General features: G+C 59.5%; 19 protein-coding genes and 3 tRNA genes. 15 read left to right on the forward strand and 7 right to left on the reverse strand.

The annotated features are described in order from the left end of the window. The first annotated feature begins 31 nt into the window (after positions 1–31). The 6 genes from ACQKEN_RS09825 to ACQKEN_RS09850 all read left to right on the forward strand — a co-directional run bounded on the left by ACQKEN_RS09825 (position 32) and on the right by ACQKEN_RS09850 (position 6,131). A complete protein-coding gene (locus ACQKEN_RS09825) occupies positions 32–1,126 on the forward strand; it encodes an ABC transporter ATP-binding protein (protein WP_074892082.1) in 1,095 nt (364 codons plus the stop codon). Beyond that, entirely contained in the window at positions 1,126–2,256 is a 1,131-nt protein-coding gene (locus ACQKEN_RS09830) for an ABC transporter ATP-binding protein (RefSeq protein ID WP_427685298.1), read from the forward strand. Before ACQKEN_RS09825 ends, ACQKEN_RS09830 begins: the two co-directional genes overlap by 1 nt. Beyond that, positions 2,249–3,115, forward strand: coding sequence for a carbohydrate ABC transporter permease (locus ACQKEN_RS09835; RefSeq protein WP_122537610.1), 867 nt, complete (start codon positions 2,249–2,251; stop codon positions 3,113–3,115). Before ACQKEN_RS09830 ends, ACQKEN_RS09835 begins: the two co-directional genes overlap by 8 nt. Positions 3,116–3,142: 27 nt before the next feature. Continuing rightward, on the forward strand, positions 3,143–3,943 hold the full coding sequence (locus tag ACQKEN_RS09840) for a carbohydrate ABC transporter permease (protein WP_074892149.1): 801 nt from the start codon (positions 3,143–3,145) through the stop codon (positions 3,941–3,943). Positions 3,944–3,954: 11 nt separating this feature from the next. Then, positions 3,955–4,227 (forward strand): DUF2160 domain-containing protein, encoded by a 273-nt coding sequence (locus tag ACQKEN_RS09845; RefSeq protein ID WP_074892077.1) that lies wholly within the window; start codon positions 3,955–3,957, stop codon positions 4,225–4,227. 98 nt (positions 4,228–4,325) lie between these two features. Further along, a complete protein-coding gene (locus ACQKEN_RS09850) occupies positions 4,326–6,131 on the forward strand; it encodes an ABC transporter substrate-binding protein (protein WP_074892075.1) in 1,806 nt (601 codons plus the stop codon). A gap of 90 nt (positions 6,132–6,221) precedes the next feature. On the opposite strand, the gene folD is transcribed toward ACQKEN_RS09850, so the two are convergent. Continuing rightward, positions 6,222–7,076, reverse strand: coding sequence for a bifunctional methylenetetrahydrofolate dehydrogenase/methenyltetrahydrofolate cyclohydrolase FolD (folD, locus tag ACQKEN_RS09855; RefSeq protein ID WP_074892073.1), 855 nt, complete (start codon positions 7,074–7,076; stop codon positions 6,222–6,224). 310 nt (positions 7,077–7,386) lie between these two features. Here folD and ACQKEN_RS09860 point away from each other — a divergent pair. From ACQKEN_RS09860 to ACQKEN_RS09900, 9 genes are all read left to right on the forward strand, one after another. Next, a tRNA-Arg gene (locus ACQKEN_RS09860) sits at positions 7,387–7,463 on the forward strand. A 59-nt stretch (positions 7,464–7,522) separates the two neighbouring features. Then, positions 7,523–7,598: transfer RNA gene (locus ACQKEN_RS09865), tRNA-His, on the forward strand. Positions 7,599–7,655: 57 nt separating this feature from the next. After that, positions 7,656–7,740 (forward strand) — tRNA-Leu (locus ACQKEN_RS09870). 373 nt (positions 7,741–8,113) lie between these two features. After that, positions 8,114–9,424: a trigger factor gene (gene tig, locus ACQKEN_RS09875; RefSeq protein WP_427685299.1), complete on the forward strand. Its 1,311-nt coding sequence runs from the start codon at positions 8,114–8,116 to the stop codon at positions 9,422–9,424. Positions 9,425–9,515: 91 nt separating this feature from the next. Beyond that, positions 9,516–10,157, forward strand: a complete 642-nt coding sequence (gene clpP, locus ACQKEN_RS09880) for an ATP-dependent Clp endopeptidase proteolytic subunit ClpP (RefSeq protein WP_122537614.1) — start codon at positions 9,516–9,518, stop codon at positions 10,155–10,157. A gap of 115 nt (positions 10,158–10,272) precedes the next feature. After that, positions 10,273–11,556, forward strand: coding sequence for an ATP-dependent Clp protease ATP-binding subunit ClpX (gene clpX, locus ACQKEN_RS09885; RefSeq protein WP_037013640.1), 1,284 nt, complete (start codon positions 10,273–10,275; stop codon positions 11,554–11,556). A gap of 197 nt (positions 11,557–11,753) precedes the next feature. Then, complete coding sequence (gene lon, locus ACQKEN_RS09890) at positions 11,754–14,150, forward strand: endopeptidase La (RefSeq protein WP_427685300.1); 2,397 nt, start codon at positions 11,754–11,756, stop codon at positions 14,148–14,150. Positions 14,151–14,285: 135 nt separating this feature from the next. After that, positions 14,286–14,558 (forward strand): HU family DNA-binding protein, encoded by a 273-nt coding sequence (locus tag ACQKEN_RS09895; protein WP_003183171.1) that lies wholly within the window; start codon positions 14,286–14,288, stop codon positions 14,556–14,558. Between the two features lie 239 nt (positions 14,559–14,797). Further along, positions 14,798–16,672, forward strand: coding sequence for a SurA N-terminal domain-containing protein (locus ACQKEN_RS09900; RefSeq protein WP_427685301.1), 1,875 nt, complete (start codon positions 14,798–14,800; stop codon positions 16,670–16,672). Between the two features lie 1,082 nt (positions 16,673–17,754). Here the strand turns inward: ACQKEN_RS09900 and fabI are convergent. From fabI to ACQKEN_RS09930, 6 genes are read right to left on the reverse strand one after another with little or no spacing between them, the layout of a single operon-like run. Further along, positions 17,755–18,549 (reverse strand): enoyl-ACP reductase FabI, encoded by a 795-nt coding sequence (gene fabI / locus ACQKEN_RS09905; RefSeq protein WP_427685302.1) that lies wholly within the window; start codon positions 18,547–18,549, stop codon positions 17,755–17,757. A gap of 19 nt (positions 18,550–18,568) precedes the next feature. After that, positions 18,569–20,179, reverse strand: coding sequence for an ABC transporter ATP-binding protein (locus ACQKEN_RS09910; protein WP_427685303.1), 1,611 nt, complete (start codon positions 20,177–20,179; stop codon positions 18,569–18,571). 1 nt (position 20,180) lies between these two features. Next, on the reverse strand, positions 20,181–21,200 hold the full coding sequence (locus ACQKEN_RS09915) for an ABC transporter permease (protein ID WP_074891214.1): 1,020 nt from the start codon (positions 21,198–21,200) through the stop codon (positions 20,181–20,183). A gap of 1 nt (position 21,201) precedes the next feature. Continuing rightward, the gene (locus tag ACQKEN_RS09920; protein WP_074891212.1) at positions 21,202–22,275 is read right to left on the reverse strand and encodes a microcin C ABC transporter permease YejB; all 1,074 of its coding nucleotides are present in this window, start codon (positions 22,273–22,275) and stop codon (positions 21,202–21,204) included. A gap of 1 nt (position 22,276) precedes the next feature. Beyond that, entirely contained in the window at positions 22,277–24,172 is a 1,896-nt protein-coding gene (locus ACQKEN_RS09925) for an extracellular solute-binding protein (protein ID WP_427685304.1), read from the reverse strand. Beyond that, positions 24,169–25,998 (reverse strand): extracellular solute-binding protein, encoded by a 1,830-nt coding sequence (locus ACQKEN_RS09930; protein ID WP_427685305.1) that lies wholly within the window; start codon positions 25,996–25,998, stop codon positions 24,169–24,171. Before ACQKEN_RS09930 ends, ACQKEN_RS09925 begins: the two co-directional genes overlap by 4 nt. Positions 25,999–26,082: the final 84 nt, after the last annotated feature.

Raw genomic sequence — 26,082 nt, forward strand, 5'->3', positions numbered from 1 at the left:
CCCCGAACAAAACAAATAAAAAGGGCACGCCATGTCTCTCACGCTTGAGCACGTCAGCCGCGCCGTCGACGGTCAGATCTGGATCGATGATGCTTCGCTGAGCTTTGAACCCGGCTCATTCAACGTATTGCTGGGGCGCACCTTATCAGGCAAAACCAGCCTGATGCGCTTGATGGCCGGTCTGGACAAGCCAGACAGCGGCCGGGTACTGATGAATGGCAAAGATGTCACCCAGGTCGCGGTGCGCCATCGCAATGTCTCCATGGTGTATCAACAGTTCATCAACTATCCGAGCATGACCGTCTACGACAACATCGCCTCGCCACTGCGCCAGGCCAAGATGTCGAAGGACGAAATCGACCGCCGCGTTCGCGAAACCGCGAAGATGCTGCGCATCGAAAAGTTCCTCAGCCGCCACCCCCTCGAATTGTCCGGCGGCCAGCAGCAGCGCACGGCCATGGCGCGGGCGCTGGTCAAGGACGCCGAACTGATTCTGTTCGATGAGCCGCTGGTCAACCTCGACTACAAGCTGCGCGAAGAGCTGCGTCAGGAAATGCGCCAGTTGTTCGAAACGCGCAACACCATTGCTATCTACGCCACCACCGAGCCGAACGAAGCGCTGGCGCTGGGCGGGACCACCACGATTTTGCACGAAGGCCGCGTGATCCAGAGCGGCCGCACGCCCGAGGTGTATCACCAGCCGAAAACCGTGCTGGCCGCCGAATTGTTCTCCGAGCCGCCGATCAACCTGATGCCCGGTCGTATCGAAGGCAACGAGGTCAGCTTCGCCAACTTCGTGCACTTCCCGCTGAACGTCGACCTGCGCACCATCGGTGACGGCGAGTACCGCTTTGGCGTGCGCCCGAGCCACCTGAGCCTGGTGCCGTCCAACGACGACGACCTCGAACTGGCGGTGACCGTCGAGCTCGCCGAGATCAGCGGTTCGGAAACCTTCCTGCACGTGCGCAACGAGCATTTCTCGCTGGTGCTGCATCTGCCGGGTGTCCACGAGTACGACGTGGACACGCCGATTCGCGTGTACATCCCGACTCACAAACTGTTCGTATTCGATCAGCAGGGCGGCCTGATTCAGGCGCCGGGCCTGCGCATGGCGAGGGTTGCCTGATGGCCGAGATCCGCTTGCAACAACTCGCGCACAGCTACAGCGCCAATCCGACCGGCCCTGAAGACTATGCCATCCGCGAAATGACCCACATCTGGGAGCAGGGCGGCGCGTATGCCTTGCTCGGCCCGTCAGGCTGCGGCAAATCGACCCTGCTCAATATCATCTCCGGCCTGCTCAGCCCGTCTGAAGGCAAGGTCCTGTTTGACACCACCGTGGTCAACGACATGTCCCCGGAGGAGCGCAACATCGCTCAGGTTTTCCAGTTTCCGGTGGTCTACGACACCATGACGGTGTACGACAACCTCGCGTTTCCGCTGCGCAATCAGGGCATGCCGGAAGCGAAAGTGAAGATCAAGGTGCAGGAAATCGCCGACGTGCTGGATTTGCAGCCGTTGCTGAAGAAGAAAGCCAAAGGCCTCACCGCTGACGAGAAACAGAAAGTCTCCATGGGCCGCGGGCTGGTTCGCGATGACGTGTCGGCGATTCTGTTCGACGAACCGCTGACCGTGATCGACCCGCACCTGAAGTGGAAACTGCGCCGCAAGCTCAAGCAGATTCACGAGCAGTTCAACATCACCATGGTCTACGTCACCCACGATCAGCTGGAGGCATCGACCTTCGCCGACAAGATTGCGGTGATGTACGGCGGCCAGATCGTTCAGTTCGGCACCCCGCGTGAACTGTTCGAAAAACCGCACCACACCTTCGTCGGCTATTTCATCGGCAGCCCCGGTATGAACCTCATCGAGGTCAAGCCTGAAGCGGGCGGCGTGGGTTTCGGCGGCATTCATCTACCGCTTTCCGAGGCCTTGCAGCAGCGTCTGGCCGCCACTCAGTGGAGCACGTTGAAGGTCGGGATTCGTCCGGAGTTCGTGCACGTCTGGGACAGCCCCAACGATGACGCCATGCAAGCCGAAGTGACCTACGTCGAGGACCTGGGGACCTACAAGATCCTCACCCTCAAGCTGGCCGGTCAGTTGCTGAAAGTACGCGTGCAGGAAGACAAGCCGGTGCCCCAGGGTCAGGCCTGGATCAGTTTCCCGGCGCAATGGCTGATGCTCTACGCCGATGAATTTCTGCTGGAGGCCGCGGCGAACACACTGCCGGCCAGCGAGGTGTCCCATGACTAAAGTGCAAAACAACAAGGCCTGGTGGCTGGTGCTGCCGGTGTTCCTGCTGGTGGCGTTCAGCGCCATCATTCCGATGATGACCGTGGTCAACTATTCGGTGCAGGACATCTTCGACCAGTCCAGCCGCTACTTCGTCGGCGCCGACTGGTTCCGGCAAGTGCTGCAGGACCCGCGGCTGCATGACTCGCTGCTGCGCCAGTTCATCTACTCCGCCTGTGTACTGCTGATCGAAATCCCGCTGGGCATCGGCATCGCCCTGACCATGCCGACCAAGGGGCGCTGGTCATCGGTGTGCCTGATCGTGATGACCATTCCGCTGCTGATCCCCTTCAACGTGGTCGGCACCATCTGGCAGATCTTCGGCCGTGGCGACATCGGCCTGCTGGGCTGGATCCTCAACGATGTGCTGGGCATCAGCTACAACTACGCGGCCAACGCGTCCGACGCATGGGTGACCGTGCTGGTCATCGACGTCTGGCACTGGACCTCGTTGGTGGCATTGCTGTGCTACTCGGGTCTGCGCGCCATTCCGGACGTGTACTACCAGGCAGCGCGAATTGATCGGGCGTCCAACTGGGCCGTGTTCCGACACATCCAGCTGCCGAAGATGAAAAGCGTGTTGCTGATCGCGGTGATGCTGCGCTTCATGGACAGCTTCATGATCTACACCGAGCCGTTCGTGCTCACCGGTGGCGGTCCGGGCAACTCGACGACCTTCCTCAGCCAGACCCTGACGACCATGGCCCTCGGCCAGTTCGACCTGGGCCCTGCGGCGGCGTTCTCGCTGGTGTATTTCCTGATCATTCTGTTGGTGTCGTGGGTGTTCTACACCGCCATGACCCACAGCGAAAAGAACTGAGGAGCGCCCATGAACAAGCGCGAGAAAGTGTCGTTCAAAAAGCTCATACCGCTGTGGATCTACCTGCTGTTTCTGCTGGTGCCGATCTACTGGCTGGTCAACATGTCGTTCAAGACCAACACCGAAATCCTCGGCGGCCTGACCCTGTTCCCACAGGACTTCACGCTGGCGAACTACAAGGTGATCTTCACCGACGAAAGCTGGTACAGCGGCTACATCAACTCGTTGTACTACGTCTGCCTGAATATGGTGATATCGCTGAGCGTCGCATTGCCTGCGGCCTACGCGTTTTCACGCTATCGTTTCCTCGGCGACAAACACCTGTTCTTCTGGCTCCTGACCAACCGGATGGCGCCACCTGCGGTTTTCCTGCTGCCGTTCTTCCAGCTGTACTCGTCCATCGGCCTGTTCGACACGCACATTGCGGTAGCGTTGGCGCACTGTCTGTTCAACGTGCCGCTGGCGGTGTGGATTCTGGAAGGCTTCATGTCCGGCGTTCCCAAGGAGATTGACGAAACCGCCTACATTGACGGCTATAGCTTTCCCAAGTTCTTCGGCAAGATTTTCATCCCGCTGATTGGCTCGGGCATCGGTGTGACGGCGTTCTTCTGCTTCATGTTCTCCTGGGTCGAATTGCTGCTGGCGCGCACGCTGACCTCGGTCAACGCCAAGCCGATCGCGGCGGTCATGACCCGCACCGTTTCGGCGTCGGGGATCGATTGGGGGGTGCTGGCAGCGGCGGGGGTGTTGACCATTCTGCCGGGCATGCTGGTTATCTGGTTCGTTCGTAATCACGTGGTCAAGGGCTTCGCTCTTGGTCGTGTCTGAGGAGTCGAAAAATGGAGTGGATGTCCTGGACCCTGCCAACTGCTATTTTCTTTGCGTCCATCGCTGCGATTCTGGTTGCGATGACGGCCTGGGAACTGCGTTCGGCAAGCATTGAACGTCGCGGTTTTCTACCGATTGCCACCACGCGCGGCGATCGTCTGTTCATCGGCCTGCTCGGAAGCGCTTACCTGCACCTGATGGTGATCGGCGCGACGAGCTGGAATATCTGGGTGGCCTCCGGGTTGTCTCTGGTCTGGCTGTTGGTGGTGATGCGTTGGGGTTGAGAAGGCTTTGACGGCGCAAGCGCAGACTTGCTTGCGCCGCAAACGAATGAAGAAGGTTGAAACGCGGGATCACATAAGAATCAACACAAGAGGTGTCTATGTTCAATAAGAAAAACAAGCTGCGACATAGTGTGACGGTAGCGACGATGGTGATGCTCAGTGGCTTGAGCGTTTCGGCCTGGGCCGATCAATACGAGGATGCCGCCAAGAAGTGGGCCTCCAGTGAGTTCAAGCCGACCACGCTGTCCGATGCCGATCAGCTCAAGGAGCTGGAGTGGTTCATCAAGGCGGCCGAGCCGTTCCGCGGCATGGACATCAAGGTGGTTTCCGAAACCTTGACCACCCATGAATACGAATCCAAAACCCTGGCCAAGGCGTTCACCGAAATCACCGGCATCAAGGTCACTCACGACCTGCTGCAGGAAGGCGACGTGATCGAAAAGCTGCAGACTGCCATGCAGTCCAACCAGAGTATCTATGACGGCTGGGTCAACGACTCTGACCTGATCGGTACGCACTTCCGCTACGGCAAGGCGATGTCTCTGACCGACCTGATGGCCAGCCCGGAAGGTTCGAAAGTCACCTCTCCGACGCTCGACATCAAAGACTTCATCGGCACCTCGTTCACCACGTCGCCTGAAGTCAAAGACGCGTCCGGTAAAGTCGTCACGCCGGCCAAGCTGTATCAACTGCCTGACCAACAGTTCGCCAACCTGTACTGGTTCCGCGCCGACTGGTTCGAGCGTCCTGACCTGAAAGCGAAATTCAAGGCCAAATACGGTTACGAGCTGGGCGTTCCGGTGAACTGGTCCGCCTATGAAGACATCGCCAAGTTCTTCAGCGAAGACGTCAAGGAACTCGACGGCAAGAAAGTCTACGGCCACATGGACTACGGCAAGAAAGACCCGTCCCTGGGCTGGCGCTTCACCGATGCCTGGTTCTCCATGGCCGGCAGCGGCGACAAAGGCTTGCCGAACGGCTTGCCGGTCGACGAGTGGGGGATCCGTGTAGAAGACTGCCACCCGGTCGGTTCGAGCATCACCCGCGGCGGCGACACCAACGGCCCGGCAGCCGTGTTCGCCACTCAGAAATACATCGACTGGCTCAAGGCTTACGCACCGCCTGAAGCGGCGGGCATGACGTTCTCCGAGTCCGGCCCGGTGCCGTCCCAGGGTAACGTCGCTCAGCAGATCTTCTGGTACACCGCTTTCACCGCTGACATGACGAAGCCAGGCCTGCCTGTGATGAACGCCGACGGCACGCCGAAATGGCGGATGGCGCCGTCGCCAAAAGGTCCTTACTGGAAAGAGGGCATGAAGCTGGGTTATCAGGACGTGGGCTCCTGGACCTTCCTCAAGTCCACTGAAGAGAAGAAACGCCTGGCCGCCTGGCTCTACGCGCAGTTCGTGACGTCGAAGTCCGTCTCGCTGAAGAAAACCATCGTGGGCCTGACGCCGATTCGCGAATCGGACATCAACTCCAAAGAGATGACCGCTCTGGCGCCGAAACTCGGTGGTCTGGTCGAGTTCTATCGCAGCCCGGCCCGCGTGCAATGGTCGCCAACCGGCACCAACGTTCCGGATTATCCGAAGCTGGCACAGCTGTGGTGGAGTCACGTGGCTGAAGCCGTCACCGGCGAGAAAACCGCCCAGGCGGCCCTCGACGGTCTGGCCAAGGACCAGGACGCTATCATGACTCGCATCGAGCGCTCCAAGGTGCAGGATGCGAGTGGTTGCGCACCGAAGATGAACCCGGAAACGTCGGCCGAAGAGTGGTACACCAAAGCCGAGAAGAGCAACGGTGCATTCCTGGCGCCGCAACGCAAACTGGCCAACGAGAAACCGAAGGGCGAAACCATCGCTTACTCGGACCTCTTGAAGAGCTGGGAAGCCGCGAAGAAGTAACCTGCACGCTTCTACGTTCGGCGCATAAAAAAACGGCACCCTCGGGTGCCGTTTTTCATGTGTGCGCTTTGGTGCTCAGGGCTTGGGAAATCAGCCGTGCAGCGTTTCAGCCGCATACAGCGTGTTTTCCAGCAGGCAGGCGCGCGTCATCGGGCCGACGCCGCCTGGCACCGGCGTGATCCAGCCGGCACGGGGCAGGGCGGTTTCGTACACCACGTCGCCCACCAGCTTGCCGTCATCCTGACGGTTGATGCCGACGTCGATGACGATGGCGCCCTCCTTGATCCACTCGCCCTTGACCAGGCCCGGCTTACCGGCCGCCACGACCACCAGATCGGCACGACCGACGTGTCCGGCAAGATCCTGGGTGAAACGATGGGTCACGGTCACGGTGCAGCCTGCCAGCAGCAGCTCCATCGCCATCGGGCGACCGACAATGTTGGAAGCACCCACCACGACCGCGTCCTTGCCGTACAGATCGACACCGGTGCTTTCCAGCAGGGTCATGATGCCCTTGGGGGTGCAGGGCCGCAGCAGAGGGATGCGCTGGGCCAGCCGACCGACGTTGTAGGGGTGGAAGCCGTCGACGTCTTTATCCGGGCGGATGCGCTCCAGCAGGCTGGAGGATTCCAGATGCTCGGGCAGCGGCAGTTGCAGCAGGATGCCGTCGATCGCCGGGTCGTCGTTGAGGCGATCGATCAGATCGGTCAGTTCGGTCTGGGAGGTTTCACTGGGCAGGTCATAGGCCTGGGAGATGAAGCCGACCTCTTCGCAGTCTTTGCGTTTGTGCGAGACGTAAACCTGAGAGGCGGGGTCGCTGCCGACCAGAATCACCGCGAGGCCGGGCGTGCGCAGGCCTTGCTCGCGACGCTGGGCGACTCGTTGAGCGATCTGCTGGCGCAGGTTGGCTGCGATCGCTTTGCCGTCTATTAGTTTTGCAGTCATTACGCGTGATTAACCATCGGAAGGGGAGGGAAAAAGAGCGCGCATTCTCGCATGACCTGACGCAAGGGCAAAGACGGTTGGTCCGCTTAATAAGCTAACCCCTTTAATTAACTGAATTTTTTTGAAAAAAGTGTTGACGACCTTTTAGGCCGTCTATAAGATTCGTCGCACTTGTCGGGCACAACCCCACACAGGATTAGCCGGAAGCGGCAAATCAAGTCGAAAGGTTGAATAGGTCAGGTAGAGTTAAGATCTGCTCAGCGTGATTGAAAGCTCTTAATTTGCAGTCTCACGAAGGCAAATGAAATAAGTGCCCGTAGCTCAGCTGGATAGAGCATCCGCCTTCTAAGCGGATGGTCGCAGGTTCGAGTCCTGCCGGGTGCGCCATTAGGCAGCTTTGGCACAAGTAGCATTCAGTTTGAATGCGTCGGTTACAACGCAATATGGTGGGCGTAGCTCAGTTGGTAGAGCACGGGATTGTGACTCCCGTTGTCGAGGGTTCGATCCCCTTCGTCCACCCCATATTCGAAAAGGCGCCAGATTCATAATCTGGCGCCTTTGCTTTAAGCGCTTCAAAACGCGGATGTGGTGGAATTGGTAGACACACTGGATTTAGGTTCCAGCGCCGCAAGGTGTGAGAGTTCGAGTCTCTCCGTCCGCACCAGTTACAAATCTCGCAACACTTCGAGTGTTGAGGGGTGAAAGAAAGCCGCCTTGTGCGGCTTTTTTTGTTTCAACGTGCTGCATTTTAATGCGGTGCGAGCTTGACGGGTCCATGACACAGGGCTCGTCCGGTGTGCTTCCAGGGACTGGATCATGTTTCGGTCGTCCTTTTGCTTCCTTTATATAGGGGCGTATCAGGTGCGTTCCAGACACCTCCCGCAGGCTGAAACAGTCGTCTGTGATTCCCGGGCTGCATGCCACTTTATTTACCCTCGTTCAGTAGGGTGACTTCTTGAGTTTGACCCACTAGAATGCTTGCCCTTGATTCTGGGGTCGGAAACGGCCGGCTAACGTCTGTGCAACGAGGAATATCAATGCAAGTTTCTGTTGAAAACACTTCCGCTCTCGAGCGCCGCATGACCATTGGCGTGCCCGCTGAGCGCATCGAGACCGAAGTCAACAAGCGTCTGCAGCAGACCGCACGTAAAGCCAAGATCCCGGGCTTCCGCCCAGGCAAAGTGCCTATGAGCGTGATCCGCCAGCGTTATGAAGACGGTGCTCGTCAAGAAGCACTGGGCGATCTGATCCAGGCGACCTTCTACGAAGCTGTCGTCGAGCAAAAGCTGAACCCGGCTGGCGCACCTTCCGTCGAGCCTAAAACCTTCGAAAAGGGCAAGGACCTCGAGTACATCGCTACTTTCGAAGTATTCCCTGAATTCACCGTTGCCGGTTTCGAGTCCATTTCCGTCGAGCGTCTGTCGGCTGACGTCGCTGACTCCGATCTGGACAACATGCTGGAAATCCTGCGCAAGCAGAACGTCAGCTTTGAAGTAGCCGACCGTGCTGCACAAAACGAAGACCAGCTGAACATCGACTTCGTCGGCAAGATCGACGGTGAAGCGTTCGCTGGCGGTTCAGCCACCGGTACGCAGCTGGTGCTGGGTTCGGGCCGCATGATCCCGGGTTTCGAAGACGGTCTGGTTGGCGCCAAAGCCGGCGAAGAGCGCGTTCTGAACCTGACCTTCCCAGAGGATTATCAGAATCTGGAACTGGCTGGCAAAACCGCCGAATTCACCGTCACGGTCAACACCGTGTCGGCACCGACCCTGCCTGAGCTGAACGAAACGTTCTTCAAGCAGTTCGGCATCAAGGAAACCAACATCGAAGGCTTCCGCACCGAAGTTCGCAAGAACATGGAGCGCGAGCTGCGTCAGGCGATCAAGTCCAAGGTCAAGAATCAGGTAATGGACGGTCTGCTGGCCGCCAACCCGATCGAAGTGCCTAAAGCGCTGCTGGAAAACGAAGTGAACCGTCTGCGCGTTCAGGCTGTTCAGCAGTTCGGCGGCAACATCAAGCCAGACCAACTGCCGGCAGAGCTGTTCGAAGAGCAGGCCAAGCGCCGCGTCGAGCTGGGTCTGATCGTGGCTGAAGTCGTCAAGCAATTCGACCTCAAGCCTGAAGACACCCGCGTTCGTGAGCTGATTCAGGAAATGGCTTCCGCTTACCAGGAGCCAGAGCAGGTTGTGGCCTGGTACTACAAGAACGAACAGCAAATGAACGAAGTTCGTTCGGTTGTGCTGGAAGAACAAGTTGTGGATACTGTTTTGCAGAAAGCGAGCGTGACCGACAAAGCGGTCTCGTACGAAGAGGCAGTCAAGCCGGTTGAAGCTCCACAAGCCGACTGATTTCCTTCTCTCGTTCGAAAACACCATAAGCCAGCCTTCGCGCTGGCTTATGCGTATTCAAGACATGACTATTTGGGAGTGAATGCGAGACATGTCCCGCAATTCTTATATTCAGCAGAACTCTGACATCCAGGCCGCTGGCGGCCTGGTCCCGATGGTTATCGAGCAGTCCGCCCGTGGCGAGCGCGCCTATGACATCTACTCCCGCCTGCTTAAGGAACGCGTCATCTTCCTGGTTGGTCCGGTTGAAGACTACATGGCCAACCTCATCTCGGCGCAGCTGCTGTTCCTTGAAGCGGAAAACCCGGACAAGGACATCCATCTTTACATCAACTCCCCAGGCGGTTCGGTGACTGCAGGCATGGCGATCTACGACACCATGCAGTTCATCAAGCCGGACGTTTCCACGACCGTCATGGGCCAGGCCTGCAGCATGGGGGCCTTCCTGTTGGCCGGTGGTGCCAAGGGCAAGCGTTTCGCACTGCCGAACTCTCGCGTCATGATTCACCAGCCGTTGGGCGGTTTTCAGGGGCAGGCGTCGGACATTGACATCCACGCGAAAGAAATCCTGTTCATCCGTCAACGTCTGAACGAACTGCTGGCGCACCACACTGGCCAGACGCTGGAAGCGATCGAACGCGACACCAACCGCGATAACTTCATGAGCGCAGAACGCGCTGCTGAATACGGTCTGGTGGACTCGGTCATCGATCGGCGTCAAATGACCAAATGACTGCGTGACGGGCAATGATCCCGGGCGGCTGATACATCCGTGCCGCCTGTGGACTTGAAAAATCGAGCAATTGCCCTCATCTTGTGTTGCAAGCCTACCGGATTGGATCGATCGAATGACTGACACCCGCAACGGCGAGGACAACGGCAAACTGCTTTATTGCTCCTTCTGCGGCAAAAGCCAGCATGAAGTGCGCAAGTTGATTGCCGGCCCCTCGGTATTTGTTTGTGACGAGTGCGTCGACCTGTGCAACGACATCATCCGCGAGGAGGTGCAGGAAGCACAGGCCGAGAGCAGCGCGCATAAACTGCCATCGCCTAAAGAAATCAGCGGCATCCTTGACCAGTACGTCATTGGTCAGGAACGTGCCAAAAAGGTTCTCGCAGTAGCGGTGTACAACCACTACAAGCGGCTGAACCAGCGCGACAAGAAAAACGACGACGTTGAACTGGGCAAGAGCAACATCCTGCTGATCGGCCCGACGGGCTCCGGCAAGACCCTGCTGGCGGAGACGCTCGCTCGTTTGCTCAACGTTCCGTTCACCATTGCCGATGCCACCACCCTGACCGAAGCCGGTTATGTGGGTGAGGACGTCGAGAACATTATTCAAAAGCTGTTGCAGAAGTGCGATTACGATGTCGAGAAGGCCCAGATGGGTATCGTCTACATCGACGAAATCGACAAGATTTCGCGCAAGTCCGACAACCCTTCCATCACTCGAGATGTGTCGGGCGAAGGCGTGCAGCAAGCCTTGCTGAAGCTGATTGAAGGCACCGTGGCTTCCGTTCCGCCTCAAGGTGGTCGCAAGCACCCACAGCAGGAATTCCTGCAGGTGGACACGCGCAATATCCTCTTCATCTGTGGCGGTGCGTTCTCTGGCCTGGAAAAGGTCATCCAGAATCGCTCCACCAAAGGCGGCATCGGCTTTAACGCCGAAGTACGCAGCAAGGAAGAGGGCAAGAAGGTCGGCGAGTCCCTGCGTGAAGTCGAGCCTGACGATCTGGTCAAGTTCGGTCTGATCCCGGAATTCGTGGGTCGTCTGCCTGTACTGGCGACGCTGGACGAGCTGGACGAAGCTGCGCTGATGCAGATTCTGACCGAGCCGAAGAACGCGCTGACCAAGCAATACGGCAAGCTGTTCGAGATGGAAGGCGTGGACCTTGAGTTCCGCCCGGATGCGCTGAAATCGGTTGCCCGTCGTGCGCTTGAGCGCAAGACCGGTGCTCGCGGTCTGCGCTCCATCCTCGAGGGCGTTCTGCTCGACACCATGTACGAGATCCCGTCGCAGTCCGACGTGAGCAAGGTGGTGATCGACGAGAGCGTGATCGAGGGCACCTCCAAGCCGCTGTTGATTTACGAAAACAGCGAGCCACCTGCCAAGGCGGCACCCGACGCGTAGCCTGCTGGCAACGCACCGGGCGACTGGAAACGAAAAGGGCCCTCGGGCCCTTTTCGCGTTTCCCTCAAGCCTGGGCTGCGTTTCAGCTTTTGCTTTAACTCAAAGCGACGCTTGTTTTTTTAAGGTTCAACCCCCATCTTGATTTTCAGCTTATTTATATCTGTCCATGGCCTGAAGGCCGCCGTAGAGGCGAAATCATGAAGACGACCATTGAACTGCCTCTCTTGCCACTGCGCGATGTTGTGGTTTACCCGCATATGGTTATCCCGCTGTTCGTGGGGCGCGAGAAGTCGATCGAGGCCCTTGAAGCGGCGATGACCGGCGACAAGCAGATCTTGCTGCTGGCGCAACGAAACCCGGCTGACGATGATCCCGGTGAAGAAGCGCTGTACAACGTCGGCACCGTAGCCACCGTGCTGCAGCTGCTGAAGCTGCCGGACGGCACCGTAAAGGTGTTGGTCGAGGGCGAGCAGCGCGGCTCGGTCGAGCGCTTCATTGAGGTCGACGGCCACTGCCGCGCTGAAGTGGCGTTGATCGATGAAGTCGATGCGCCGGATCGTGAATCCGAAGTTTTCGTTCGTAGCCTGCTGGCTCAGTTCGAGCAGTACGTGCAGCTGGGCAAAAAAGTCCCGGCGGAAGTGCTGTCCTCCCTCAACAGCATCGATGAGCCGGGTCGTCTGGTCGACACCATGGCTGCCCACATGGCGCTGAAGATCGAGCAGAAGCAGGAAATCCTCGAGATCATTGACCTGTCGGCCCGTGTTGAACACGTGCTGGCGTTGCTGGATGCCGAAATTGACCTGCTGCAGGTCGAGAAGCGCATCCGCGGTCGCGTGAAAAAGCAGATGGAGCGCAGTCAGCGCGAGTACTACCTGAATGAGCAGATGAAGGCCATTCAGAAGGAGCTCGGCGACAGCGAAGAGGGCCACAACGAAATCGAAGAGCTGAAAAAGCGCATCGATGCCGCCGGCCTGCCTAAAGACGCGATGACCAAAGCGACCGCCGAGCTCAACAAGCTCAAGCAGATGTCGCCGATGTCCGCCGAGGCCACCGTCGTTCGCTCCTACATCGACTGGCTGGTCCAGGTGCCGTGGAAGGCTCAGAGCAAGGTCCGTCTGGACCTCGCCCGCGCCGAGGACATCCTCGACGCCGACCACTACGGTCTGGACGAAGTCAAAGAGCGGATCCTCGAATACCTCGCCGTTCAAAAGCGCGTGAAGAAGATTCGTGGCCCGGTGTTGTGCCTGGTCGGTCCTCCTGGTGTGGGTAAAACCTCGCTGGCCGAGTCGATCGCCCACGCCACCAACCGCAAATTCGTCCGTATGGCCCTCGGCGGTGTACGTGATGAAGCTGAGATTCGTGGGCACCGTCGTACCTACATCGGTTCGATGCCAGGTCGCCTGATCCAGAAAATGACCAAGGTCGGTGTGCGCAACCCGCTGTTCCTGCTCGATGAAATTGACAAGATGGGCAGCGACATGCGCGGTGACCCGGCGTCGGCGTTGCTGGAAGTGCTCGACCCCGAGCAGAATCACAACTTTAACGACCATTACCTGGAAGTCGACTACGACCTGTCCGACGTGATGTTCCTGTGTACCGCCAACTCGATGAACATTCCGCCGGCGCTCCTTGACCGTATGGAAGTGATTCGTCTGCCTGGCTACACCGAAGACGAGAAGATCAACATCGCGACCAAGTACCTCTCGCCCAAGCAGATCGCTGCCAACGGCCTGAAGAAAGGCGAGATCGAGTTCGAAGTCGAGGCGATACGCGACATCATCCGCTACTACACCCGTGAAGCGGGCGTGCGTAGCCTTGAGCGTCAGATTGCCAAGGTCTGCCGCAAGGCGGTCAAGGAGCACGCCCACGAGAAGCGTTTTTCCGTGACCGTTACGGCCGATATGCTCGAGAACTTCCTCGGCGTGCGCAAATTCCGTTATGGCCTGGCCGAGCAGCAGGATCAGGTCGGTCAGGTGACCGGCCTGGCCTGGACTCAGGTCGGCGGCGAGCTGCTGACCATCGAAGCAGCGGTTGTTCCGGGCAAGGGTCAATTGATCAAAACCGGTTCGCTGGGCGATGTCATGGTCGAATCGATCACTGCCGCGCTGACCGTGGTACGCAGCCGAGCCAAGAGCCTGGGCATTCCTCTGGACTTCCACGAGAAGCGCGACACGCACATCCATATGCCGGAAGGTGCGACGCCGAAAGACGGCCCGAGCGCAGGCGTGGGCATGTGCACGGCGCTGGTGTCGGCACTGACGGGGATTCCGGTCCGCGCCGACGTGGCCATGACGGGTGAAATCACCCTGCGTGGACAGGTGCTGGCCATCGGCGGTCTCAAGGAGAAATTGCTGGCTGCTCACCGTGGTGGCATCAAGACAGTGATCATCCCCGAAGAGAACGTTCGCGATCTGAAGGAGATCCCGGACAACATCAAGGCGGACCTGCAGATCAAACCGGTTAAATGGATTGACGAGGTCCTCCAAATTGCGCTGCAATACGCGCCGGAGCCCTTGCCGGATGTGGCTCCCGAGATGGTTGCCAAGGATGAAAAGCGCGAGTCTGACGCCAAGGGAAGGATCAGCACGCATTAGTCTGGGAGGCCTTCCTTGACAGGTTTTTGGAGCCCTTGCTATAAAGCGGCTCTTCAAGCCTGTTCAGGCCGCTCGTGTTCGTTTGGTTTCACCAAAAAAAACTTAGAAATACTCAAATATATAAGGGGACTTAGAGTGAACAAGTCGGAACTGATTGATGCCATCGCCGCATCCGCTGACATCCCGAAAGCTGCTGCTGGCCGTGCGCTGGACGCTGTAATCGAATCCGTCACTGGCGCTCTCAAGGCTGGCGACTCTGTTGTACTGGTAGGCTTCGGCACTTTCTCCGTCACTGATCGTCCTGCCCGTACCGGCCGTAACCCTCAGACCGGTAAAACCCTGGAAATTCCAGCGGCCAAGAAACCTGGCTTCAAAGCCGGTAAAGCTCTGAAAGAAGCCGTCAACTAAGTTTCTTTTTACTTTGCCCGCCCGGGACAGCGTTATTTCTGTTCGGGGCGTGAAGCGGCAAGTGCGGTTGGTCAAGCGCTGGACTGTCACTCGGGGAACGCACATCGAACCCCGTCCGCTTTGCAAGTTACGAGAAGGCGCATCCTCGGATGCGCCTTTCTTCTATCCGGATTCAACCCACGCTCCGCGTTACCGTGTGCAGCAGCCTGGTGAGTCGAGTACAACCCTCTGGGGGATACATGCTGCAGAATATCAGGGACAATTCACAGGGCTGGATTGCCAAAACCATCATCGGGGTCATCATCGCTCTGATGGCCCTGACCGGGTTCGATGCCATTTTCCGGGCCACCAGCCACTCGCAGGATGCTGCGAAGGTCAATGGCGAGGAAGTCACCCAGGCTGAACTGGGTCAAGCGGTTGAAATGCAACGCCGCCAGCTGATGCAACAGCTGGGCAAGGATTTCGATCCTGCGATGCTCAACGAAAAGATGCTGCGTGACTCCGCCCTCAAGGGCTTGATCGACCGCAAGCTATTGTTGCAGGGCGCCGCCGATTCCAAGTTCGGTTTCTCCGAAGCCGCGCTGGATCAGCAAATGCTGTTGACCCCTGAATTCCAGGTCGACGGTAAATTCAGTGCCGATCGCTTCGATCAGGTCATCCGCCAGCTCGGCTACACCCGTTTGCAATTCCGCCAGATCCTGGGCCAGGAAATGCTGATCGGGCAGATTCGTGCCGGCATCGGCGGCAGTGCATTCGTCACTGACGCGCAAGTCGACGCGTTTGCCCGCCTGGAAAAACAGACCCGCGATTTCGCAACGCTGACCCTGCCGGCCGATCCGTCGAGCGTGAAAGTCACCGACGACGAGATCAAGGCGCACTACGATCAGCACGCCAAAGAGTTTCTGAGTCCTGAGCAAGTGGTGCTCGACTACATCGAACTGAAGAAGTCCTCCTTCTTCGACAAGGTGTCGGTAAAGGATGAAGACCTGCAAGCGGCGTATCAGAAAGAAATCGCCAACCTGGCCGAGCAGCGCCGTGCGGCGCACATCCTGATCGAAGTCAACGACAAGACCACGGACGCTCAGGCGAAAGCCAAGATTGAAGAAATCCAGCAGCGTGTGGCCAAAGGCGAAGATTTCGCTGCGCTGGCGAAGGAGTTCTCTCAGGATCCTGGCTCGTCAACCAAAGGCGGTGATCTTGGCTACGCCGGCAAGGGCGTTTATGACCCGGCCTTTGAAGACGCGCTGTACGCGCTGAACAAGGATCAGGTCTCCGCGCCTGTTCGCAGTCAGTTCGGCTGGCACTTGATCAAGCTGCTGGGCGTTGAAGCGCCGTCGGTGCCGACGTTCGCCAGCCTGAAGGAGAAGCTGACCCACGAGCTGAAATCCCAGCAGGTCGAGCAGAAGTTCGTCGATGCGAGCAAGAAGCTCGAAGACGCCGCGTTTGAAGCGTCGGATCTGTCCCAGCCGGCTCAGGACCTGGGTCTGAAAGTGCAGACGACTGCGCCGTTCGGTCGCGAGGGTGGCGAAGGCATTGCAGCCAACCGTGCGGTGATTCAGGCGGCTTTCAGTCCGGAAGTGATGGAAGAGGGTTCCAACAGTTCTGCGCTGGAGCTGGATCCTGAGACCGTGGTGGTGGTGCATGTCAAAGAGCACCGCCAGCCTGAGCAGTTGCCACTGGAAGCGGTGTCTGCGCCGATTCGTGCGCAGCTCGCGAAAGAACATGCCAGCGATGCGGTGAAGACCAGGGGTGAGGCGCTGCTGGCAGGCCTGCGTGACGGCAAGGTGCCGTATGCGGCGACCAAGCAGGAAGGACAGAGCTGGAAGGTGGTGGAAGCGGCCTCACGCAGCCAGGAGGGTGTTGATCCTCAGGTGCTGCAGGCGGCGTTCCGTATGCCGAAGCCGGAAGGCAAGGACAAGCCGGTCTATGGCAGCCTGACGGCGGCGGATGGCAGCTTTGTGATTGTGCGTCTGAATGGCGTGAATCAGGCGGCGCCGGCGTCGGATGAGGAGAAGAGCCAGTACCGTCGTTTCCTGTCATCCCGTGAGGGGCAGCAGGATTTCGCGGCCTACCGTAAGCAGTTGGAGGCAGCGGCGAAGATCGAGAAGTATTGATCGACGCAGAACGCTGTTAACAGAAAGCCCCGACTCGCGAGAGTCGGGGCTTTTTTGTATTCGCTGGGGTGGGGCAAGATCAAGAGCGTCTGCCTAGGGGCAGACTGTTTCGCCTTCGGCGAGTTACTTGGAAAAGCACCCCAAGTAACCAAGGGTGCCTGCTCCTGGTTTGGCCCCTCGTTCCTCGGGGTTCCTTCACTCCGGTCTCGCTCCGTGGGCCCGCCGCCATCCGCCATCCATGGCGGGGGGCAGCTCTCGCGGCATCCATGCCGCTCGGCCCACTGCGCGAGACCTGCGTTCAGCCTGCACCCAAGTCGCGTTCTGCGGTGTCTGGGCTTCCGCGTAGAAGATCAAGATCAAGATCAAGATCAAGATCAGCAACAGCAACAGCAACAGCAACAGGAGCTTTCGGCTGGAGCCGGTTCCACTGGGTGACCGCGATTCACCGTGGGAGCCGGCTTGCTGGCGAATGCATTCTGTCAGTCAATACATTCATATCTGACCCACTGCGTTCGCCAGCAAGCCGGCTCCTACAGAAAATGCGTTCTGTCAGGTATGACGATGATCGATCAAAGATCGTTGAAACAGCGCGCCCTCAGTGGGACCGGTTTCAGCCGGGAAGCCTTTCGTCTGCTTTTGATTCGCTTTTGATCTTCCTACGCAGGAAGTCTGGACGACACCTATCGCGACTTGGGTGCAGGCCGAACGCAGACGACGCGGAGTGGGTCGAGCGGCATGGATGCCGCGAGAGCGCCGTCAGGACATGGATGTCCGTTCGGCGCGGGCCCACGGAGCGTCGTCGGAGTGAGGGAACCCGACGAAGTTGGGCCAAACCGGGAGCAGGCACTTTTGGTTACTTTTAGTGCTTTTTAAAAGTAACTCGCCGAAGGCGAAACAGTTCTGCCGTTAGGCAGAACCCAATGAACGCTGCCTGAGTATCGGCTGAACCCAGGACGAAAAAAAACGGCAGATCATTCAGCCCTCAGGGCCGTCTGATCCACCGCTTTCGCCAGCTAGCCGGCGCTTGCAGGACTTGCGCCCGTTTTCAGAGCGTCATCACTCTGAAAGCGGGCAGGCAGCCATCAACCTTCCAGATCACCCATCGCCGTGGTGTTGAAACCACCGTCGACGTACATGATCTCGCCACTGACACCGGACGCCAGGTCAGAACACAAGAACGCCCCAGCGTTACCCACTTCTTCAATGGTCACGTTGCGACGCAGTGGAGTCTGCGCCTCGTTCGCCGCCAGCATCTTGCGGAAGTTCGAAATACCCGAAGCGGCGAGGGTACGGATCGGGCCAGCCGATACCGCGTTGACGCGCGTACCTTCCGGGCCAAGGCTGCGGGCCAGGTAACGAACACCGGCTTCAAGGCTGGCCTTGGCCATGCCCATCACGTTGTAGTTCGGCATGGTGCGCTCGGCGCCCAGGTACGACAGCGTCAGCAGGCTGCCATTGCGGCCCTTCATCAGGTCGCGGCCGGCCTTGGCCAGGGCCACGAAGCTGTAGGCGCTGATGTCGTGAGCGATACGGAAACCTTCACGGGTGGTGGCTTGGGTGAAGTCACCGTCCAACTGGTCGCCCGGCGCGAAGCCCACGGAGTGCACGATGCAATCCAGACCGTCCCACTTCTTGCTCAGCTCTTCGAAGACCTTGGCGATTTCTTCGTCGCTGGCGACGTCGCAAGGGAAGCACAGCTCAGCGTTCGAACCCCAGCCCTCGGCGAATTCCTCGACGCGCTTCTTGAGTTTTTCGTTCTGATACGTGAAGGCAAGCTCAGCGCCTTCACGGTGCATGGCGGCAGCGATACCGGATGCGATGGACAATTTGCTGGCGACACCGACGATCAGGACGCGCTTACCGGCGAGAAAACCCATTGTTTTGTTCCTCTTCAGGTTAATCGACAGCTGCCGGCGCCAAGAAGGCGGCCTCCAGCAGCTGCTGTGTATAAGGATGTTGCGGTGCGGCGAAGATGTCTTCTGCCACACCCTGTTCGACCACTTGGCCTTGCTTGACCACCATCAGTTGGTGGCTTAACGCCTTGACCACCGCCAGATCATGGCTGATGAACAAATACGTCAGGTTGTACTTGGTTTGCAGGGAGCGTAACAGCTCCACCACTTGACGCTGAACGGTGCGGTCGAGGGCCGACGTCGGCTCGTCCAGCAAAATCAGCGCCGGTTTTAACACTAATGCCCGGGCAATGGCGATCCTTTGCCGCTGTCCCCCTGAAAACTCGTGGGGGTAGCGGTGCCGGGTCGCCGGGTCCAGACCCACTTCCTTGAGCGCTTCGATCACCGCCGCCTCCTGCTCCACCGGCGTGCCCATCTTGTGGATCCGCAGGCCTTCGCCAACGATGTCACACACCGACATGCGCGGGCTGAGGCTGCCGAACGGGTCCTGAAACACCACCTGCATCTGCCGCCGCAGCGGTCTGACCTGATGCTGATTCATCCCCGCCAGCGATTGCCCGTGAAAGCGTATCTCGCCTTCGCTGCGAATCAACCGCAGGATCGCCAGGCCCAGCGTCGATTTGCCCGAGCCGCTCTCGCCGACAATCCCCAGCGTCTGGCCCTTGGGCAGACTGAAGTGAATGCCGTCGACGGCCTTGACGTGATCGACCGTGCGCTTGAACACGCCTTTCTTGATCGGAAACCAGACCCGCAGGTCCTCGACTTCCAGCATCGGCGCGCCCGGCGGGTTGTTCGCCGGCCCGCCTTTGGGCTCGGCGCTGAGCAGTTCACGGGTGTACGGATGCTGCGGCGCGCGGAACAGCTCTTCGCACGATGCCTGTTCGACGATGCAACCGCGCTGCATGACACATACTCGGTTGGCAATTTGCCGGACGACGTTCAAATCGTGGCTGATCAGCAGCAAGGCCATGCCCAGACGGGCCTGCAGCTCCTTGAGCAGCTCAAGAATTTTCAGCTGCACCGTCACGTCCAGCGCGGTAGTCGGCTCATCGGCGATCAACAGCTCGGGCTCGTTGGCCAGGGCCATGGCAATCATCACCCGCTGGCGCTGGCCGCCGGACAGTTCATGGGGCAGGGCTTTCAAGCGCTTGACCGGTTCGGGAATGCCCACCAGTTCCAGCAGCTCCAGCGTGCGCCGCGTCGCGGCTTTGCCGGTCAGGCCCTTGTGCAGGCCGAGGACTTCGTTGATCTGCTTTTCGATGGACTGCAGCGGGTTCAGCGAGGTCATCGGCTCCTGGAAGATCATCGCGATGCGATTGCCGCGAATCCCGCGCAGGCGCTTCTCGCTGACCTTCAGCAGGTCGTCACCGGCGTAGCGAATCGTCCCCGTCGGATGGCGCGCGAGGGGGTAGGGCAGCAGTCGCAGGATAGAATGGGCGGTGACTGACTTGCCCGATCCGCTTTCGCCGACCAGCGCCAGGGTTTCGCCCTTGCGGATGTCAAAGCTGATGCCTTCGACTACCCGCTGCACGTTGGTGCCGTTCACGAATTCGACGGAGAGGTCGCGGATCTCGACCAGATTGTCCTGATTCATCTTATTTCCTCGGGTCGAATGCGTCGCGGGCGGATTCGCCGATGAACACCAGCAGGCTCAGCATGATCGCCAGCACGGCGAAGGCGCTGATGCCCAGCCACGGCGCCTGCAGGTTGGATTTGCCCTGCGCGACCAGCTCGCCCAAGGAAGGCGAGCCGGCGGGGAGGCCGAAGCCGAGGAAGTCCAGCGCAGTCAGCGTGCCGATCGCGCCGGTGAGGATGAACGGCATGAAAGTCATGGTCGACACCATCGCGTTGGGCAGGATATGGCGGAACATGATCGCGCCGTTTTCCATGCCCAGCGCCCGGGCGGCGCGCACGTACTCCAGGTTGCGGCCGCGCAGGAACTCGGCGCGCACCACGTCCACCAGGCTCATCCACGAAAACAGCAGCATGATGCCCAGCAGCCACCAGAAGTTGGGCTGCACGAAGCTGGCAAGGATGATCAGCAAATACAGCACCGGCAGCCCGGACCAGATTTCCAGAAAGCGCTGGCCGATCAGGTCCACCCAGCCGCCGTAGAAACCCTGCAGGGCCCCGGCAATCACGCCGATGATCGAGCTGAGGATCGTCAGCGTCAGGGCGAACAGCACCGACACGCGGAAGCCATAGATCACCCGTGCCAGCACGTCGCGGCCCTGATCGTCGGTGCCCAGCAGGTTTTCCCGCGAGGGCGGGGCAGGGGCCGGGACTTTCAGGTCGTAGTTGATGCTTTGGTAGCTGAACGGAATCGGCGCCCACAGCGTCCAGCCGTCTTTGGCCGCCAGCAGCTCCTTGATGTACGGGCTCTTGTAGTTGGCCTCCAGCGGGAATTCGCCGCCGAAGGTGGTTTCCGGGTAACGCTTGAACACCGGGAAGTACCACTCGCCGTCGTAGCGCACGGCCAGGGGTTTGTCGTTGGCGATAAGTTCGGCGCCAAGGCTTGCGCCGAACAGGATCAGAAACAGCCACAGCGACCACCAGCCACGCTTGTTGGCCTTGAAGCGTTCGAAACGGCGTCGATTGAGAGGGGACAACGTCATATCAATGATCCCTGCGGTCGAAGTCGATGCGTGGGTCAACCAGCGTGTAGGTCAGGTCGCCGATCAGTTTCACCACCAGCCCGAGCAGGGTGAAGATGAACAGTGTGCCGAACACCACCGGGTAATCGCGGTTGATCGCGGCTTCAAAGCTCATCAGGCCAAGGCCGTCGAGGGAGAAGATCACTTCCACCAGCAGGGAACCGGTGAAGAAGATGCCAATGAACGCCGAAGGAAAACCCGCGATCACCAGCAGCATCGCGTTACGGAACACGTGCCCGTAAAGGACTCGCCGTTGAGTCAGGCCCTTTGCCTTGGCGGTAATCACGTATTGCTTGCCGATTTCATCGAGAAAGCTGTTTTTCGTCAGCAGGGTCATGGTGGCGAAGTTGCCGATGACCAGTGCGGTGATCGGCAGCACCAGGTGCCAGAAGTAATCGCCCACTTTGCCCAGCCAGCTCATCTCATCGAAGTTGCTCGACGTTAATCCGCGCAACGGGAACCAGTCGAAGTAGCTGCCGCCGGCAAACACCACGATCAGCAGGATGGCGAACAGGAACGCCGGGATGGCGTAGCCGACGATGATCGCCGAGCTGGTCCAGACGTCGAAATGGCTGCCGTGTCGCGTGGCTTTGGCGATCCCCAGGGGGATCGACACCAGGTACATGATCAGCGTGCTCCACAGCCCGAGGGAGATCGACACCGGCATCTTCTCGACGATCAGGTCGATGACCTTGGCGTCGCGAAAGAAGCTGTCGCCGAAATCCAGATGGGCGTAGTTCTTGACCATGATCCACAAACGTTCCGGCGCCGATTTGTCGAAGCCGTACATGTGCTCGATTTCTTTGATCAGACCGGGGTCCAGGCCCTGAGCGCCGCGATAGGTCGAGCCGGCCACCGAGACTTCCGCGCCGCCGCCCGCGATGCGGCTGGTGGCGCCTTCGAAGCCTTCGAGCTTGGCGATCATCTGCTCCACCGGACCGCCCGGCGCGGCCTGGATGATGACGAAGTTGATCAGCAAGATGCCGAACAGGGTCGGGATGATCAGCAGCAAGCGCCGCAGAATGTAGGCCAGCATGTTATTGCTCCGTGCCTTTGGCTGACTCGGCGTCGGCCGGCATCTGATCTGGCGCGACCTGCACGGGAATGGCCGGCGTCGCGTCGGGTTTGACCCACCAGGTCATGGTGCCGATGTCGTAGAGCGGGGTTTTGTTCGGGTGGCCCAGGTGATCCCAGTACGCCACGCGCCAGGTCTTGATGTGCCAGTTCGGGATGACGTAGTAGCCCCACAGCAGCGCACGGTCGAGGGCGCGGGTGTGGTCGATCAGGCTCTGGCGCGAGTCGGCGTTGATCAAGCCGTTCACCAGCGTGTCGACCGCCGGGTCCTTGAGGCCGATCACGTTGTAGCTGCCCGGCTTGTCGGCGGCCGAGGAATCCCAGTATTCGCGCTGCTCGTTACCCGGCGAGCTCGATTGCGGGAAACTGCCGACGATCATGTCGTAGTCCCGTGAGCGTCGGCGGGTGATGTACTGGGAGACGTCGACCCGGCGGATTTCCAAGTCGATGCCGATGTCGGCCAGATTGCGTTTGTACGGCAGCAGCACGCGCTCGAATTCGGTCTGGGCCAGCAGAAATTCGATGGTGACGGGCTTGCCTTCGGTGTCGACCATCTTGTCGCCGACGATCTTCCAGCCGGCGTCCTTCAGCAGCTGGAATGCCTTGCGCTGTTGCTCGCGGATGATGCCGCTGCCATCGGTGACTGGCAGCTTGAACTCTTCTGAGAACACCGATTCCGGCAGCTTGCCGCGCAGGGGCTCGAGGATCTTCAGCTCGGCAGGCGTCGGCAGGCCTTTGGCGCCCATGTCGGAATTGTCGAAGTAGCTTTTGGTGCGGGTGTACGTGCCGAAGAACAGCTGCTTGTTGGTCCACTCGAAGTCGAGCAACAGGCTGAGGGCCTGGCGCACACGCACGTCCTGGAACATTGGCTTGCGCAGGTTGAAGATAAAGCCCTGCATGCCCTGGGGATTGCCGTTGGGGATTTCTTCCTTGATCAGGCGGCCTTCTCTGACCGCCGGAACGTCATAGGCCGTCGCCCAGTTCTTCGCCGCCATTTCCTGCCAGAAGTCGAAAGCACCCGCTTTCAATGCTTCGAGGGCGACCGTGTTATCGCGGTAGTAGTCGGTGGACAGCCGGTCGAAGTTGTAGAAGCCCTTGTTGATTGGCAGGTCCTTGCCCCAGTAATCCTTGACCCGCTCGTAGCGCACCGAGCGCCCGGCTTTGACTTCGACCACCTTGTACGGCCCGCTGCCCAGCGGAATTTCCAGGTTGCCCTTGCTGAAGTCGCGGGTGGCCCACCAATGCTTTGGCAACACGGGTAACTGGCCGAGGATCAGCGGCAATTCGCGGTTGTCGTTGTGCTTGAACTTGAACAGCACCGTGGTCGGGTTTTCGGCGACGGCCTGATCCACGTCTGCGTAGTAGCTGCGGTACAGCGGCGAGCCGTCCTTGATCAGCGTTTCGAAGCTGAACACCACGTCTTCGGCGCGGACCGGATGGCCGTCGTTGAATTTTGCTTCGGGGCGCAGGTAGAAGCGCACCCAGCTGTTGTCCGGAGCCTTTTCGATCTTCCCGGCGATCAGGCCGTATTCGGTGAACGGCTCATCCAGGCCTTGGCGGGCGAGGGTGTCGTAGATCAGGCCGATGTCATCGGCAGGCACGCCCTTGCTGATGAACGGATTGAGGCTGTCGAAACCACCAAACCCGGCGCTGCGCAGGATTCCGCCTTTGGGGGCGTCCGGGTTCACGTAGTCGAAATGCTTGAAGTCGGCGGGGTATTTCGGCGCTTCGTTGTACAGGGTGATGGCGTGTTGCGGAGCCGCCTGGGTTGCACAACTCACGCCCAACAGCAGCGGCGCCAGCATAAACGGGCTCAGAAACAGGCCGCCGGCGCGGGTCAGGGAGCGCAGGGCAGTCATTGGGTTTTCTCCGAAGGCTTGAGCCACCACGCACGCAGGCCCAGGGTATAGGGCGGGGTGGTGACCATGGCGAACCGGTTGCGGTACGCCAGACGATGATTATTGAGGTACCAGTTGGGGATCATGTAGTGCTGCCACAGCAACACGCGATCCAGGGCGCGGGTCGCTGCCACCTGGTCGTCCCGGGTCTTCGCGGCCAACAGCTGGTTGAGCAGGTTGTCGACCACCGGGTTGGCGACGCCGGCGTAGTTTTTGCTGCCTTTGATGCTGGCCTGGCTGGAATGGAAATACTGCCATTGCTCCAGCCCCGGACTGAGGGTCTGGTTGAGGGTCATCAGAATCATGTCGAAATCGAACTGGTCCAGCCGCTGTTTGTACTGGGCGCGGTCAACGGTGCGCAAGTGCGCGTCTATGCCGATCCGCGTGAGGTCTTCGATGTAGGGCTGCAGGATTCGTTCTAGGTTGGGGTTGACCAGAAGTATTTCGAAACGCAACGGCTGCCCGGCGCTGTTGGTCAGGCCGCGCTCGGTGAACGTCCAGCCCGCGTCGGCCAGCAGCCCCAGCGCCTTGCGAATGGAATCCCGGGGCACGCCGCCGCCGTCGGTTTTCGACACCGCGAAAGGCTGGGTGAACAGCCTGGCCGGCAATTGTTCGCGGTAGGGCGCGAGCATCAGGAACTCGCGGCCGGCAGGCAGCCCACTGGAGGTGAATTCGCTGTTGGGGTAGTAGCTGGTCGAACGCATGTAGGCGTCGTTGAACAGCGTGCGGTTGGTCCACTCGAAGTTGAACATCAGCCCCAGGGCTTCGCGCACGCGAATGTCGGCGAACGTGCCGCGACGGGTGTTCATGAACAGCCCCTGGGTCTGCGTCGGGATCTGGTGCGGGATCTGCGCCTTGATCACTTTGCCCCCGGTCACCGCCGGGAAGTCATAACCGGTGAGCCAGTTCTTCGCCTGATGCTCGATGTAGATGTCGAACTCGCCCGCCTTGAACGCTTCGAACGCCACGTCGGCGTCGCGGTAGAACTCCACCTCGACACGGTTGAAGTTGTACTTGCCGCGGTTGACCGGCAAGTCCTTGCCCCAATAATCCTTCACCCGCTCGAACACCAGACTGCGGCCCGGCCGCACCTGTGTGATGCGATAGGGCCCGCTGCCCAACGGGGCTTCGAACGTGGTGGCCTTGAAGTCGCGGTTTTTCCAGTAATGCTGCGGCAGAACCGGCAATTCGCCCAGGCGCAGAATCAATAACGGGTTGCCGGAGCGCTTGAACACGAAACGAATGCGGTGGCGGTTGAGGATGTCCACCCGCTGCACTTCCTGTAGCGCGGTGCGGTACTGCGGGTGACCGTCCTTCAGCAGCGTTCTGTAGGAAAACGCTACGTCGTAGGCGGTGATCGGCTTGCCGTCGTGAAAGCGTGCTTCCGGGCGCAGGTTGAACACCACCCAGCTGCGGTCGTCGCTGTACTCGACGGTCTTGGCGATCAGGCCATAACTGGAGGTGGGTTCATCGCCGGAGGGATCGTACTGGCCGGTGCCGACCATGAGCGGTTCATTCAGCTCGCTGACGCCGTACTGGCCGAAATTGGCCGTCGAAATCGGGCTGCTGCCCTTGAAGGTGTAAGGGTTGAGGGTGTCGAACGTGCCGTTGGCCATGATTCGCAGGGTGCCAGCCTTCGGCGCCTCAGGATTGACCCAGTCGAAATGCGTGAAGCTGGCAGGGTACTTGAGGACGCCGAATTGTGCGTAACCATGGCTTTCGCTGATGGTCGCGGCGGCTGTCGTGCTCAAGACCAGGCTGAAAGTCAGCAGCAGTTGACGTATCAAGTCGGCGGTCGATCCAGGCAGCGGTCGGTCACAGTAACAGCTTGTATCGGCTGGAAAAAGGGCGGGGCGGAGGTGTCAGGCTGA

Origin of the sequence: Pseudomonas sp. NPDC078416, assembly GCF_050268485.1 — a bacterium.
Classification (GTDB): domain Bacteria; phylum Pseudomonadota; class Gammaproteobacteria; order Pseudomonadales; family Pseudomonadaceae; genus Aquipseudomonas.